The organism is Nocardioides gansuensis (assembly GCF_003076135.1).
Lineage (GTDB): Bacteria > Actinomycetota > Actinomycetes > Propionibacteriales > Nocardioidaceae > Nocardioides > Nocardioides gansuensis.
The window spans coordinates 21,623-35,555 of the sequence record NZ_QDGZ01000013.1; the positions used below are offsets into that span (position 1 = coordinate 21,623).

A 13,933-nucleotide genomic window follows, 5' to 3' on the forward strand; every position below is an offset into this window, starting at 1 on the left:
GCGAAAAACCTGACATATCCCGCAAGCCTTCCCAGTCGGTGTGACGTGAGTCAAAGATAGCCCGACGGAATGATGTTTCGCATATCGGAAAGGTGGCGGTCTCATGGAGTTCTCCGTCACCTCGCTCGGCCCTCGCGGCACCGCCGCCGCCGAGGTGCTGCTCACCACGCTGGCCGCCGCGGGCATCGAGCGGCTGTGGTTCTGCTCCGGCTCGGAGCTGGTGCCGCTGCAGGAGGCCGCCGCCCGGATGCGGGCACGCGAGGAGCGGTGCCCGGCCCTGGCACCGGCCATCCACGAGCACGTGGCCATCTGTGCCGCCATGGGCGAGAGCATGGTCACTGGCCGCCCCGTCGCCGTGGCGGCCCACGCTGACCTGGGACCGCTGAACTTCGGCGCCGAGCTGCACACCGCCTTCCGCGGCGGGTACCCGCTCCTGATCCTCAGCGGCTACCCGGCCACCCATCCCGAGCGGCGTACGAGCCAGGCCTTCTGGAACCAGCAGCGCTGGGATCACGGCGAGGCGCTGAGGCAGTACACGAAGTGGGACTACCGGGTCGCGGCCCACGAGCCGCTGGGGACGGTGGTCGCACGGGCGCTCCAGGTGGCCCGCACCGAGCCCACGGGACCGGTGCAGCTCACGGTCCCGGCCGAGGTGTTGGCGGCGGCCACGGTGGTCGGCGGCCCGGACTCGGCGGACCGGCTGGCGGTGGCCGGGCACGGTGGCGGCCACGAGCCCGGTATCCGCGAGATCGCCCGGCGGCTGCTGGGCGCCGACCGGCCGCTCCTGCTGACCGAGCGCGCCGGCAAGGACCCGCGCGCCGTCCACCTGCTCGCCGAGCTCTGCGAGCGGTACGCGCTCGGCTGCCGCAGCACCCGCTTCCGGATGAGCCTCCCGTCCCAGCACCCGGCCCAGCTCGCCGCGCCCCGGGTCCCCGACGCGGATGTCGTCCTGGTCCTCGAGCACCACGTCCCGTGGATCCCGGCCGTGGACCCGCCCGGTTCCGACACCTGGGTCGCGGTCGTCGGGCAGGACCCGATCGCCGCCGAGATACCGCTGCACGAATTGGGCGCGGACCTGCGGATGTACGCCGCCCCCGCCGAGTTCCTCACGGCGCTCCTCGCCGAGCTGGATCGCCAGGCTCCCAAGCACCACGAACGGACGCGGCGGCGGGCCGAGCGACTGGCGGGGGATGCGCAGGCCGCCGGGGCGGAGCTCGAGCGCGCCCGGCGCGATGCGCTCGCGGAGCCCCACCTCACGCACGCCGCCCTCGGCGCCGCGCTCGATCAGGTGCTGCACCCCGACGACATCCTCGTCGACGAGCTCGGGGACACGCTGGGTTTGTCGCGCCGCAGCGAGCCGGGGACCCTCTTCCAGAACGGCGGCTCGTCGCTGGGCTGGGCCACCTCGGCCTGTGTCGGGGCAGGGCTCGCCGCCCCGGACCGGGTCGTGGTGTGCAGCACCGGCGACGGCGCCTACCTCTTCGGCGGGCCCGCGGCCGCCCTGTGGGCGCAGCGCCGTTACGACGTCCCGGTCCTCACGGTGATCGCCAACAACGGGGGGTACCGGACCGGGACCAGCCACGTCGACGACTACTACCCCGACGGGGAGGTCGCCCGGACCCAGGACTACACCGGCGGCGTCTTCGACCCGGTGCCCGACCACGCGGCCGAGGCCAGGGCCGCCGGCGCCGTCGCCTTCACCGTCAGCACCCCGGCCGAGCTCCTCGCAGCCCTCGCCGAGGGCCGCGAGATCGTCCGGCGACACCGCACGCCCGTGGTGGTCGACGCGCTGCTGCCCACCCACACCGGGGACCGGCACGCGGGACCTGCCCATGGCACCAGTCACGGAAAGGCAAGACGGTGACAACCATCTCCATTGGCCACGTCAGCAAGCGGTTCGGCCCGCCCGGCACGGCCCCGGTTCTCGGCGACATCGAGCTGGAGATCCCCGAGGGTCAGTTTGTGGCCCTGCTCGGATCCTCTGGGTGCGGCAAGACCACGCTGCTCCGGATCGTCGGCGGGCTGGAATCGGCGACCAGTGGCCAGGTTTCGATCGGCGGCCACCCCGTGACCGGGGGTGGCGCGGACCGTCGCAAGGCGCTCTCCGACGTCGGCTTCGTCTTCCAGGAGCACAACCTGCTCCCGTGGCGGAGTGCCCTACGCAACGTCCAGCTGCCGCTGGCGCAGCGGCGGATGCCCGCGCGCGAGCGGGTCGAGGTGGCCCGGCAAATGCTGGAGCTGGTCAGCCTGGGCCACGCCGAGCGCCGGCTGCCCCACGAGCTGTCCGGTGGGATGCGCCAGCGGGTTGCGATCGCCCGGGCGCTCTCCTATGACCCCGCCGTGCTGCTGATGGACGAGCCGTTCGGCGCGCTCGACGCGCAGACCCGCGACAACCTCAACCTCGAGCTGCAGCGGATCTGGCTGGAGAAGCAGAAGACCGTCGTCTTCGTCACCCACTCCATCCAGGAGGCCGTCTTCCTCGCCGACCGGGTGGTGGTGATGCAGGCGGGCCCGGGCCGGGTCGTCGCCGACGTCACCATCGACCTCGAGCGTCCGCGCGGGGTCGACGTCATGGCCACGGCACGCTTCGCGGAGTACACGGGCGTCTTGCGCGAGGCGCTGACCCACGGGCCCGCGGCCGACGGTGCGCACGGCACGAACGGGGCGGTTGCATGAGCGCCTCGTCCCGCAAGAGCCTGCTCGACCGCTACCTCGTCTTCCTCACCACGCCGCTGCTGGCCGCCGGCCTGATCGGGATTTGGCAGGTCTACATCGTGGTGACCGACATCTCCGCCTTCCTGCTGCCGGCGCCCCGCAACGTCCTCGACGCCTTGGTGCAACAGGTGAGCGACCCCTATATCTGGCAGGTCCACGTGTGGACCACCTTCACCGAGACCGTCCTCGGCCTGCTCATCGGGATCGTGATCGGCGTGGGCTCCGGCTTCGCCATCGGGAAGTCACGACTCCTGGCGCTGATTCTCAAGCCCTTCCTGGTGCTCACCCAGGTCACGCCGAAGGTGGCGCTCGCGCCGCTCTTCGTCCTCTGGTTCGGCTTCGGGGAGGGGTCCAAGATCGCGCTCGCCGCCCTGGTCTGCTTCTTCCCCCTGATGGTCAACACGGCGTTCGGGATCCAGTCGCTGCCCCAGGGCCACAAGGACATGGCACGGTCGATCGGCGCGGGCCGGGTCTTCGGGTTCCTCCGCGTCGAGCTCCCGCACACGATGGCCTACATCCTGGCCGGGCTTGAGCAGGCCATCGTGCTCGCCACGATCGGCGCCATCGTCGGCGAGTACCTCGGGGGCGACAAGGGTCTTGGCCGCTACGCCCTCAACCTGCAGAACAACCTGCAGATCGACCTGCTCTTCGGGTCGATCGTGCTGATGGCCATGTACGGCCTCGTGCTCTACCTGGCCGTCACCTCCCTCAAGCGACTCCTCATCCCCTGGCACGAGTCCGTGCGGCTCCACACCAGGACCTTCGACTGATCCACCGCACGTCCAGTCCCATCCCGTCCCGCCCCGCACGAGGCAGCACGCCTCGACGATCTCCAGGAGCTGTCATGCACCAGCACTCACTGTCCCGCCGTGGGTTCCTGACGGCCGCGACCGGCCTCGGCATCGCCATCCCCTCCGCCTCGCTGCTCGCCTCCTGCGGCGACGGCGCGGGCTCCTCGTCCGCTAGCGGAAGCATCGCCCGGACCTACCAGACCGCGTTCGGCTACAACGTGGGCAACGCCCCGGAGATGGTCGCCCGGGAGGCAGGCTTCTTCGCCGACCTCGGGCTGAACGGCCAGGTGATCTCCTCCACCGGTACACCGCAGGCAATGTCCGGGCTCCTGTCCGGGGGCACCCACTACAGCCGGTTCCAGTCGATCTCCGCCCTGATCACCATCGCCAACGAAGACGCGCCCTTCGTCGCCTTCGGCACCCCCGTCCAGCGCTCGGCCTTCGAGATGCAGTCCATGGCCGAAGCGCCAGTGAAGGGCATCGAGGACCTGGAGGGCCAGGCCGTGGGCGTGGTCAGCGCCGGTGGCACCACCGACCAGCTCGTCGACCTCATGGCGGTCAAGGCCGGCATCGACCCGAAGTCCATCGAGCGCAAGGTCACCGGCCTGGGCACCGCTGCGTACCAGTTTGCCAAGAAGGGCGAGGTGGCGGCCTGGATCGGCAGCGCCGCCGAGCGCGAGGCGCTCGAGGCAGCCGGCAGCCCGGTGAAGGCGTGGAACTTCGACGACGTGATGCCGGTGCCGGCCGACTCCTACATCTCCACGCTCGAGGAGGTCGAGAAGAACCGCGACGTGATGGTCAAGATGCTGGCCGGCTTCTACCAGGGGCTGGAATACGTCTGCGACGAGAGCAACGACGAGCAGACGATCGAGTGGGTGCGCAAGTACAACCGCGAGATCACCCCCGAGGACGCGCAGAAGCAGCTCGACCTGGTCCGGCCGCTCTACCTGGCTGCTGGCGAGGACCAGCTGATGGTGATGCGCCCTGAGAGCTGGGAGTCGATGCAGGAGGCGCTGCTGGAGGCCGGCCTCATCACCAAGGCGGCGGACCTGTCCAAGGTCGTCCTGGCCGACATGCTGGACGAGGCCAAGGACCTCCTGTGACCAGTGCCCCGCGCTACCGGGCGCTGGCGCTGCAGACCGCCTGCTACTCCGTCAGCGGCTGTTCGGACGCGGCGTCCGCCCGGAACGTCATGCGGGCCGCGATCGACCGTCTGCACGGCGAGGTGGCCGCGTCGGTCCGGGTGACCGGTCCCGACACGCGGCTCGTCGTGCTGCCGGAGTACGTACTGAGCGGCCCGCCCGAGGGGGAGGAGCTGTCCGACTGGGCGGAGCGGGCCGCGCTGGCAGTCGACGGCGAGGAGTACCGCCGGCTGGGAGAGATTGCCGCCGACCTCGAGGTCTTCTTGTCGGTGAACAACTACGAGCTGGACGAGCACTTCCCGGGCATCTACTTCCAGGCGTGCGTGATCCTCGACCCCGTCGGCGCGGTCGCGCTGCGCTACCGGCGGCTCAACTCCATGTGGTCCGTCACCCCGCACGACGTGCTCGACCGCTACCTCGAGGTCTACGGCCCAGAGTCGCTCTTCCCCGTCGCCGACACCGAGATCGGACGCCTGGCCCCGATCGCCTCGGAGGAGATCCTCTACCCCGAGATCGCCCGCTGCTTCGCGGTCCGCGGGGCGGAGGTGTTCGTGCACAACTCCTCGGAGGTCGCCTCCGGACTGGTCAGTCCCAAGAACGTGGCGAAGCTGGCCCGGGCGCTGGAGAACACGGCGTACGTCGTCAGCGCGAACACCGCGGGCCTCTACACCGGGAGCCTCCCACCGATGTCCGGGGACGGCTCCAGCAAGGTCGTCGACCACCGTGGCCTGGTGCTCGCCGAGGCTGCGGCGGGGGCGTCCATGGCGGCGAACGCCGAGATCGACCTCACGTCGCTGCGACAGGCGCGGCGCCGGGTGGCGATGGAGAACATGCTCGCCCGTCAGCGGTTCGAGCTCTACGCACCGACGTACGGCTCGGTGCGCATGCACCCGGCCAACCAGGTCACCGGGGTGCCGCCCCGGGCCCACTTCCGTAGCGCACAGGAGCGGGTCATCGCCGACCTGGCGGACCGCGGAGTCATCTAAGTGCGACCCCCGGCGGCACCCCCGACACGGAGCCCGCGCAGGGCCGAAGGAGACACGACAGGCATGACCACGATCAACGAGATCCTACGGACGAAGGTGTCCGGCGTGTGGGCCGGCACCTATACGGTGCTGACGCCCGGCGGGCAGCTGCTCGAGCGCTTCGGCAGCAGGCAGGAGGGCCGGATGGAGGGGAGCACGTGGACCGAGCGCGTCACCTACCTCCGCGAGGGCCAGGAGCCCTACGAGCACTATTACCACGCCACCGTCGAGGGCGACGAGGTCACCTTCCACAACTCCGACATGTGGGGCGAGACCAGCCGCGTGGGCAGCGAGGCGGTGATCTTCTCCTTCGGCTGGCGGGCCCGTCCCGACGAGCGGATCATCGAGATCACCCGGCCTGACGGGGCCTACCGCTCGCGTGTGTGGCAGCACTTCGTCGGCGGAGAGCTGCGCAAGCTCACCATCATCGAGGAGCGCCGCGTCCAGGGTGAGGAGCCCGTGCGGTGGGACCCCGCGGACCGAGTCCTGTGAGCCGGTGAGCACGGTCGAGGGGGGCGGGCGGGTCGTCCTGGTCACCGGTGGTGGCACCGGGCTCGGCGCCGCGACCGCACTGCGGCTGGCCGAGCACGGCTACCGGGTGCACGTCGCCGGCCGGAGCCGGGCGTCGCTGGAGGCCGTCGCCTCCCGGGCCGCGGGCTCGGTGGTGCCGCACGAGCTGGACGTGCGCGACCGCGAGGCCTGCACCCGGGTGGTGTCGGCGGTCGTCGACCGGGACGACCGCCTGGACGTCATGGTCAACAACGCCGGCATCTTCCGGCGCGGCCGGGTCAGTGCGGTCTCCCCCGAGGACTGGCGGGCCACCCTGGAGACGAACCTGACCGGTGCCCTGCACATGGTCCAGGCGGTCGTCGCCGCCTTCCGCGCACAGGTGCCCGACGCCGACGGCGTCCGCGGCCACGTCGTGAACGTCAACTCCGGAGCCGGCTACTCCGGCTACGTGGAGAGCGCCGCGTACACCGCCTCCAAGTTCGGCCTGGCCGGCCTCTCCGACGTGCTGCGCCAGGAGGTCGCCGCCGAGGGCGTCAAGGTGACCGACCTGGTGGTCGCCACCGCCGTGGAGAGCGACCTGTCCGACCGCGTCGGCGTCCGCCGCCTCCCGGCCGACCGGGTGGCACGCGTGGTGCGCGACGTCCTGGCCCTGCCGGGCGACGCCTGCGTGAGCCGGATCGACCTGACCCAGCTCCCCGAGCGTCGCTCGGAGAGCGCAGCAGTCCCCGCGGCGCCTCGCGCCACGACGAGTGAGGAGATGCAGTGAGTGACGTGCGCGCGAAGGTCGAGGAGCTCCGCCGGGCCGCCCCCGCCTGGGAGGCCCGAGGACCCTGGGAGCGCCTGCAGGTCCTGGAGCAGTGGGTCCAGGAGCTGCGGGCCCACCGCCACGAGCTCCGCGACGCCCTGGTGCGCGACACCGGCCGGGTGGTGCTCTCGGACATGGAGATCGACGCCGTGCTGTCCTCGGTCCAGCGTCACGGGCGATGGCTGGCGGAGGTGCTCCCCGAGCAGCGCCCCCGACCGAGCAGCGACCCCGGGGTCACGATCACCGACGCGTCCGAGCCGATCGGCGTGGCCGGGGTGATCTCGCCGTGGAACTTCCCGCTGCAGCTCGCGCTGATCGACGCCGTGCCGGCCCTGCTGATGGGCTGTCCGGTGATCGTGAAGCCCACCGAGGTCTGTCCCGCCTTCGTGGGGCCGCTGCGCCGCACGATCGAGGCGGTCCCGGCCCTCGCCGAGGTGCTGGCCATCGTCGAGGGCGGGCCCGAGACCGGCCGCGAGATCGTCGCGAGCGTGGACGTCGTCTGCTTCACCGGCAGCGTCGCGACCGGTCGTCAGGTGGCGGTCGCCGCGGCCGAGGCCTTCGTCCCGGCGTTCCTGGAGCTCGGCGGCAAGGACGCCGCGCTGGTCGCCGTCGGGGCCGACCTGGACGTGGCCGCTGCCGCGCTGGTGTGGGGCGGCACCGCCAACACTGGTCAGTCGTGTATGTCCATCGAGCGGGTCTACGTCGAGGAGGCGGTCGCCGAGCAGCTGGTGGACCGGCTGGTGACTCAGGCGCGGAGGGTCGGGCTGCACGGCGTCGACGAGGGCGGAGAGCTGGGACCCTTCATCGACCCGCGGCAGGCGGACGTGGTGCTGGGCCAGGTCCGGAGCGCGGTGGCGGCCGGTGCAACGGTGCTGACCGGGGGTGAGGTGGAGGTGCACGAAGGACGTCCCTACATGCGCCCGACGGTGGTCACCGCGGTCGACCACTCGATGGAGCTGATGACCGAGGAGACCTTCGGCCCGGTCCTGCCGGTGATGGCCGTGCCCGACATGGACGAGGCGGTCAGGCTGGCCAACGACACCCGCTACGGCCTCTCCGGCGCGGTCTTCGGCCCCCAGGACACCGCGCCCGCGCTGGCGGCCCGACTGCACGCCGGTGGGCTCAGCGTCAACGACGTGCTGCTCACCGGGATGGTCCCGGAGGGCGAGAAGCAGGCGTTCAAGCTGTCGGGGATGGGGCCGAGCCGGATGGGACCGGCGTCGCTGCGCCGCTTCCGGCGGCAGCGAGTGGTGCTGACTCGGCAGCAGCCCGCCCGGCAGCCCTGGTGGTACGCCTGACCCGCGACCGACACGCAACTGACACGGAGGTGGGGACATGCCCACGATTAGGACCGGTGCGGCCACGAGCAGCCTGCATAGCGGCACGATTGAGTACCAGGGGGACGCCGGCCTGCGTGGGCGGGAGACCTGGTCGATCACCTGCGCCGACGACGGCACCCGGACGCTCCAGGCCCACTGCCGGATGTTCGACAGCCGGGTGGAGCGCTGGGTGGTCCATACCGTCGACGCGGACCTGCGCCCGTTGCGCTCCTTCGTGAGCCAGCGCAAGGGCGGGACCTTCCTGGGGGAGGGCTGGTTCGTCCTCGAGGATGGGGTGCTGACGGGGGAGTCGCGCACGCCGGGCGAGGGCACGGTGCGGCGCACCGTGCGGCTCGACGGACCGCTCGACTACTTCGTGCCGCACGCGGTTTCCGGTGATTCCTGGATCACCCCCTGCTATGACCGCGCGGCCAGCGGCTGGCAGGAGGTGCGGAACGGCTTCACCACGTCGCTGCTGCCCGACGGCTCGACCGGGCCCGCGATCGAGCAGCACCGGGGGATCCGTCAGCGACTGGTGGGCGAGGAGGAGGTGACCGTCCCCGCGGGCACGTACCGGACCCAACACTTCGTGGTCAGCCCACGTCTCGATGTCGAGGAGCACCTGTGGGTCACCGACGACGACGCCGCGATGCTCGTGCGGCTGCGCTCGGACCGGCTGACCACGACGTACGTCCTCACCGAGCACCGGGTCGAGGCGTTGTGGCCGATCTGTTGACGTAGCTCACCAGACGCTCCTAGAGTTCGCCACACGAAACCACGTTCCGCTCAGCGGTACAACCGAAGGAGCAGCACATGCGTCCAGCGCACCCCCGGCGCCACCCACGGCGTCTCACCGCCGGCCTGGCAGCACTGGCCCTGGCCCTGGCCCTGACCGCCTGCGGGTCCGGGGCCGGGAGCAACGAGGAGGCGTCGGGCGACGCGGGCGGGAAGCCGCAGCGCGGCGGGACCGTCACGATCGACTGGGTGGCCGACCCGACCAGCCTGGACCCGCTGAAGTACAACGTCTTCGGCGTCTACAACCTGCTAGGCCTGGTCTACAACAGCCTCTACCGCTGGACCGAGGACGGTGAGCTGGAGAGCGAGATCGCCACCGAGGAGCCGCAGCTCAGCGAGGACGGGCTGACCGTCACCATCCCGATCCGCGAGGGCGTAACGTTCCACGACGGATCCGACCTGACCGCCACGGACGTGGCCTTCACGATCGAGAACGTGATCGACCCTGAAAACGGCTCGATTTGGTACGCGGGCCTCTCGCCGATCGAGCAGGTCTCCACCCCCGACGACTACACCGTCGAGCTGCAGCTGGGGCGCCGCCACTCGGTGCTGTCCGGGATCCTCGCCCAGGTGCCGATCATCTCCTCGGAGAAGGAGTACGTCGCCACCGAGACCTACGCCCAGACGATGATGGGCTCGGGTCCCTTCACCTTCGTCTCCTGGAAGAAGGGCGTTCAGGTCGAGTTGGCGCGCAACGACGAGTACTGGGACGAGGAGCTGCCCTACCTGGACGGCGTCGTGATGCGCACCGTCAAGGAGGACGCCGGCCGGATGGCCAACATCGCCAGCGGCAGCTCCGACGTCATGCCGATGGTGCCGTTCAACCAGGTGGAGGCCCTCGAGGGCCGCGGTGTCAACGTCGAGGTGACCCCTCGCTCGGCGCTCTCGCCGACGATCTTTCCCTCGATGAAGGAGGGGCGCCCGACCGCAGACCCGGCCTTCCGCCGGGCAGTCGCCTGGGCCATCGACCGCGGCACGCTCGTCGACCAGGTCTTCAAGGGGGTCGCAGAGCCGGCCTCCACGGTGCTCGCGACCGGCACGCCGCACTGGGACGAGGAGCTGGGCTCCACCTACGGTGACGCGGCCAACCTCGAGGAGGCGAAGGCCGCGCTAGCCGAGTCCGGCGTCGAGGAGGGCACCGAGATCGAGCTGGTGGTGCGCAACGAGCCGCTCAGCATCTCCATGGGCACCGTGATCCAGGCCAACCTCCGGGAACTGGGCCTCGACGCGAGCCTCTCTCCGGAGGAGTCCGCCAGCTACCTGCCGAAGCTCTTCTCCGGCGACTTCGACCTGATGATGCTCAACATCGAGGTCGGGCTCACCTCGGGCTACACCCCGATGTACGTCTACTCCGCGCTGCACTCGGAGTCCGGGGCCAACTACACCGGCTTCGCCGACGACGAGCTCGACGGCCTCATGGAGGAGGCGATCAGTGACCCGGAGGACGCCGACGCCGCCTGGCGCGCTGTCCAGGAGCGCGAGCTCGAGGTGGTGCCGCTGATCCCGACGGTCACCGCGCGCTACGTCGAGGCCTACTCCGACCGGCTCCAGGGGCACACCCCGTCGTCGCTGTTCAGCCTGCGCGACCTCGACCGGTCCTGGATCGCCGAATAACCGGACCCGGTGGGTCCCGCGAAAACACCCCGCGGGACCCACCGTCGCTGTACCAGAGGCCAGGCGCTCGGCGCTCGGCGAGGAGGGACATGAAGCACCGGACGTGGCGGGGCCGGCTGAGCTACCGCGGGCCCGACGGCGCCGAGCGGGGCCGGGAGTGGTTCCACGTGACCCGTGCGAACGACGGCCGGCGGACGATGCGGGCCGTCTGCGAAATAGATGACTCCCAGGTGCTGCGCGACGTCACCCTGACCGTCGGCGCCGACTGGCGCCCGCTCGAGAGCTACGTCCGGGTCTGCGTGGAGGACCGCTGGATCGGCTCCGGCTGGTTCCGCTTCGCCGATGAGGCGGCCTACGCCGAGGTGGAGAGCGCGACGCTGGGGCGGTTGAGCCAGCGGATGGCCACGCCCGGTGACAGGGCGCCGATGTTCGGTGCTCACCAGGTCGCCGGCGACGGCTGGCAGGCCGGCCTGCTCGGGCGCGGTGAGACCGGACCCCGGCGGGTCGAGGGCGTGCTGCTCTCGTCGCCGCTGCCCAACGGCGCCTCGGGGCCGCTGCTGGCGACCACCACGCTGACCATCGAGCAGCTGGGACCGGAGCGGATCGAGGTGCTCGCGGGGACGTTCGACACCGTGCGCTACCGGTGCACGCCCGACGACCTCCCGCCCGAGGAGCTCTGGGTGCTGCCGGACGACAACCTCCTGGTGCGGTCCGTGTGGACCCACTACGACACCAGCTACGAGCTCGCCGAGCTGTCCGACAAGCCGGCTCCCGGCGGCAGCCGTCGACCCGGTGGCGCCGCATCCGACCCCACGATGGAGAAGAGGCACGCATGATCGGATCACCCGAGCGGTCCCCGGTGGACACCGCGACACTGATGCTGGACTCGCTGCGCGACCGCGACTTGGACGGCGTGCTGGACTGCTTCGACGACGCCGAGGACGTCTACGTCTACCTGGAGGGACCGCGCTGGACCAACCGTGGCGGGGCCCGGATCCACAAGGGCTGGCGCGACTACTTCGAGGCGCCGATCCAGCTCGACCAGTGGCGCTGGACTGAGGGCCCCTACGTCTTCGAGAGCGGCGACCTGGCGACCGTGTGCGGCGTCATCGAGTATGACTTCCAGGGCGGCGGCCAGCCCCGGCGCCTGAAGATGCGGATGACCTGGGTGGTGCGCCGGCGTGAGGACCGGGTGTGGCGGATCGTCCACGAGCACGGCTCCCAGCCGCTCGCCGACCCCTACGGCACCGGTGACTGGTACGTGGAGGAGGCCAGCGCCTGACCCGGGCATGACACGAAGCAGGACGACACGAGGGTTGCCGCTCGGAGCGGCAACCCTCGTGTCGCGTCCGGGGCCGCCGCCCGTGGCTCAGCCGCCGATGACGACGTCCGCGCCGGGCTTGACCACACCGAGGAATGCGGCGACCAGGACCAGCACCCAGATCGAGTAGACCCAGGGGACGGCCCGGCGCATTGAGCCGCCGATCGCCTGCTCGACCTCGGGCGTCGAGCCGCTGGTCATGAGCTGGCCGAAGGCGGGGCCGAAGGGACGCAGGCTGAGCCGGATCATGATCCCGCAGAAGATGCACAGCGCGTAGGCCAGCACCTTGCCGGCCAGCCACTTCGGGTTGGTCTCCACGCCGAACGGCTCGGCGACCGCCAGTGCGTAGCAGGCCGCCAGCACGAGACCCACCGTCACCGCGACACGCACCACCCAGTCGGCCCGGAAGGCCAGGTCGGCGTGCTTGGCCGGCGCCTTGAAGAAGGCGACCAGCATGATCGCCAGCCATAGGAGTCCACCGGCCCACGTGAGTGCCAGGGGCCAGCCGTAAAAGATGTCACGGCCGAAGTCGCTCGCGGCCATGAGGGTCACCCCGCTGGGCAGCATCAGGATCAGGCAGACGCGGGGGGCGAGGTCGACCATGTGCATGACCTTCATGGCGATGGCCCGACCGGCGGGGGAGACCCCGGGGTCGACGACGAACTTGGAGGAGTAGAAGACGCCGATGTCGCTGCCCAGCCAGTAGGTCAGGAGGATGATGTGCAAGAAGATCGCGAAGCTGTGGAGGTCGAAGCCGACCGCCGGTTCGAGAGTGGCCGCGAGGTCCATGGGTCTCCATTCCGTGACTGCCCCCGGGATCGGGTGCGAGTGGGGCGCGGGGGTTGAGGGATTCGTTGGTCCGTTCCGCGGAACAGTGTTTCACTGTACGGAGTTCTCGTCCAGCATCTTCTCGACACCCCTGCGAAACCGTTGCGCGGCACGCCTTCCTCGTGGGAGAAAGGGCGTTACGAGACGCGGAACACGTTTTCGTGGGCCACGACGGGGCACCCCCTTCCGTCCGCGTGCGCTCCGCGTCGCCCCGACCAGGACCCAGGAGTAGAGCCATGCCCCCTCGCAGTGCCCGGAGCAACGACGGAGAGGCGTCGGCGAACGCCTCCAAGGGCACCATCGCCACCGTCGAACGCGCGGTCGACGTCCTCCTGCACATCGCGGAAAGGCCCGGTCCCGACTTCGGCATCACCGAGCTGGCCGACGACCTCTCGATGTCCAAGGCGGCCGTCCACCGAGTCATGGCGTCGCTGAAGAGCCGTGGTCTGGTCGAGGTCGACGAGCGGAGCCGGCGCTACTCCCTCGGGGTCGGTGCGCTGCGCCTTGGGCTCGCATACCTGGATCGCATCGACGTGCGTCGGATGGGCCGGCCGGCGCTGGAGCGACTCTCGGAGCGTACCGGCGAGACCGCCACGCTGTCGGTCCTCCTGGGCGAGCACGAGCGCATCTACGTGGACCAGGTCACCCCGGACCGCGAGGTGATCATGTCGGTCACCATGGGCGAGCCCTACCCGCTGCACGCGGGGGCGTCGGGCCGCGCCTTCCTGGCCTTCCTCCCGGAGGAGACCCGGGAGACCTACCTGGCCGCCCGGGGGCTGCGGGCGCTGACCGACCGGACTGTGGTGGACGTCGCCGAGTTGCGCGAGGTGCTCGACCGCGTTCGGTCCGACGGGTGGGCGATGTCCAGTGGCGAGCGCAAGGCCGGCGCGGCCTCCGTGGCGGCCCCGGTGCTGAGCCACGACGGCTTTCCGGTGGCGGTGGTGAGCGTCTGTGGTCCGGAGGAGCGATTCGCGGCCCACGTGGACGAGTGCCGGGAGGAGCTGCTCAAGACCGTGCGGAACCTGTCTCTGCAGTTCGGGTGGTCCAGCGCCTCATAAATGTCGGACG

The 13,933-nt window shown here is 70.8% G+C and carries 14 protein-coding genes; 13 read left to right on the forward strand and 1 reads right to left on the reverse strand.

The window, feature by feature from the left end; genetic code table 11:
- Window positions 1–103 precede the first annotated feature (103 nt).
- The 12 genes from DDE18_RS21230 (at window position 104) to DDE18_RS21280 (ending at window position 11,998) form a co-directional block, all read left to right on the forward strand.
- Window positions 104–1,864, forward strand: coding sequence for a thiamine pyrophosphate-dependent enzyme (locus tag DDE18_RS21230; protein WP_116574391.1), 1,761 nt, complete (start codon window positions 104–106; stop codon window positions 1,862–1,864).
- Window positions 1,861–2,676 carry an ABC transporter ATP-binding protein gene (locus DDE18_RS21235; RefSeq protein ID WP_116574392.1) on the forward strand — a complete coding sequence of 272 codons (816 nt, stop codon included), beginning with the start codon at window positions 1,861–1,863 and terminating at the stop codon, window positions 2,674–2,676. The genes DDE18_RS21230 and DDE18_RS21235 overlap by 4 nt, the downstream gene beginning before the upstream one ends.
- Window positions 2,673–3,485, forward strand: coding sequence for an ABC transporter permease (locus DDE18_RS21240; RefSeq protein WP_116574393.1), 813 nt, complete (start codon window positions 2,673–2,675; stop codon window positions 3,483–3,485). The genes DDE18_RS21235 and DDE18_RS21240 overlap by 4 nt, the downstream gene beginning before the upstream one ends.
- A gap of 74 nt (window positions 3,486–3,559) precedes the next feature.
- Window positions 3,560–4,609, forward strand: coding sequence for an ABC transporter substrate-binding protein (locus DDE18_RS21245; RefSeq protein WP_116574395.1), 1,050 nt, complete (start codon window positions 3,560–3,562; stop codon window positions 4,607–4,609).
- Window positions 4,606–5,634 (forward strand): nitrilase-related carbon-nitrogen hydrolase, encoded by a 1,029-nt coding sequence (locus tag DDE18_RS21250; RefSeq protein ID WP_211754682.1) that lies wholly within the window; start codon window positions 4,606–4,608, stop codon window positions 5,632–5,634. Before DDE18_RS21245 ends, DDE18_RS21250 begins: the two co-directional genes overlap by 4 nt.
- Before the next feature lie 63 nt (window positions 5,635–5,697).
- On the forward strand, window positions 5,698–6,165 hold the full coding sequence (locus tag DDE18_RS23180; protein ID WP_165821297.1) for a hypothetical protein: 468 nt from the start codon (window positions 5,698–5,700) through the stop codon (window positions 6,163–6,165).
- 4 nt (window positions 6,166–6,169) lie between these two features.
- Window positions 6,170–6,949, forward strand: a complete 780-nt coding sequence (locus DDE18_RS21255) for an SDR family oxidoreductase (protein WP_165821298.1) — start codon at window positions 6,170–6,172, stop codon at window positions 6,947–6,949.
- Window positions 6,946–8,286: an aldehyde dehydrogenase family protein gene (locus DDE18_RS21260; protein ID WP_116574398.1), complete on the forward strand. Its 1,341-nt coding sequence runs from the start codon at window positions 6,946–6,948 to the stop codon at window positions 8,284–8,286. Before DDE18_RS21255 ends, DDE18_RS21260 begins: the two co-directional genes overlap by 4 nt.
- A 37-nt stretch (window positions 8,287–8,323) precedes the next feature.
- The gene (locus DDE18_RS21265) at window positions 8,324–9,043 is read left to right on the forward strand and encodes a DUF3108 domain-containing protein (RefSeq protein ID WP_116574399.1); all 720 of its coding nucleotides are present in this window, start codon (window positions 8,324–8,326) and stop codon (window positions 9,041–9,043) included.
- A gap of 77 nt (window positions 9,044–9,120) precedes the next feature.
- Entirely contained in the window at window positions 9,121–10,716 is a 1,596-nt protein-coding gene (locus DDE18_RS21270) for an ABC transporter substrate-binding protein (protein ID WP_116574400.1), read from the forward strand.
- An 89-nt stretch (window positions 10,717–10,805) separates the two neighbouring features.
- A complete protein-coding gene (locus DDE18_RS21275) occupies window positions 10,806–11,552 on the forward strand; it encodes a hypothetical protein (RefSeq protein WP_116574402.1) in 747 nt (248 codons plus the stop codon).
- Window positions 11,549–11,998, forward strand: coding sequence for a YybH family protein (locus DDE18_RS21280; RefSeq protein WP_116574404.1), 450 nt, complete (start codon window positions 11,549–11,551; stop codon window positions 11,996–11,998). Before DDE18_RS21275 ends, DDE18_RS21280 begins: the two co-directional genes overlap by 4 nt.
- 87 nt (window positions 11,999–12,085) lie before the next feature.
- Here DDE18_RS21280 and DDE18_RS21285 read toward each other — a convergent pair whose 3' ends face one another.
- Window positions 12,086–12,826 (reverse strand): hypothetical protein, encoded by a 741-nt coding sequence (locus DDE18_RS21285; RefSeq protein WP_116574405.1) that lies wholly within the window; start codon window positions 12,824–12,826, stop codon window positions 12,086–12,088.
- 275 nt (window positions 12,827–13,101) lie between these two features.
- On the opposite strand from DDE18_RS21285, the gene DDE18_RS21290 reads away from it, so the two are divergent.
- Complete coding sequence (locus DDE18_RS21290) at window positions 13,102–13,923, forward strand: IclR family transcriptional regulator (protein ID WP_116574407.1); 822 nt, start codon at window positions 13,102–13,104, stop codon at window positions 13,921–13,923.
- Window positions 13,924–13,933: the final 10 nt, after the last annotated feature.

Bases quoted from the DNA above. Each gene is read 5' to 3' on its own strand.
- DDE18_RS21290 (WP_116574407.1), top strand. From the start codon at position 13,102: ATGCCCCCTCGCAGTGCCCGGAGCAACGACGGAGAGGCGTCGGCGAAC.
- DDE18_RS21245 (WP_116574395.1), top strand. From the start codon at position 3,560: ATGCACCAGCACTCACTGTCCCGCCGTGGGTTCCTGACGGCCGCGACC.
- DDE18_RS21285 (WP_116574405.1), bottom strand. From the start codon at position 12,826: ATGGACCTCGCGGCCACTCTCGAACCGGCGGTCGGCTTCGACCTCCAC.
- DDE18_RS21275 (WP_116574402.1), top strand. From the start codon at position 10,806: ATGAAGCACCGGACGTGGCGGGGCCGGCTGAGCTACCGCGGGCCCGAC.
- DDE18_RS21240 (WP_116574393.1), top strand. From the start codon at position 2,673: ATGAGCGCCTCGTCCCGCAAGAGCCTGCTCGACCGCTACCTCGTCTTC.
- DDE18_RS21280 (WP_116574404.1), top strand. From the start codon at position 11,549: ATGATCGGATCACCCGAGCGGTCCCCGGTGGACACCGCGACACTGATG.
- DDE18_RS21230 (WP_116574391.1), top strand. From the start codon at position 104: ATGGAGTTCTCCGTCACCTCGCTCGGCCCTCGCGGCACCGCCGCCGCC.
- DDE18_RS21270 (WP_116574400.1), top strand. From the start codon at position 9,121: ATGCGTCCAGCGCACCCCCGGCGCCACCCACGGCGTCTCACCGCCGGC.
- DDE18_RS21265 (WP_116574399.1), top strand. From the start codon at position 8,324: ATGCCCACGATTAGGACCGGTGCGGCCACGAGCAGCCTGCATAGCGGC.
- DDE18_RS23180 (WP_165821297.1), top strand. From the start codon at position 5,698: ATGACCACGATCAACGAGATCCTACGGACGAAGGTGTCCGGCGTGTGG.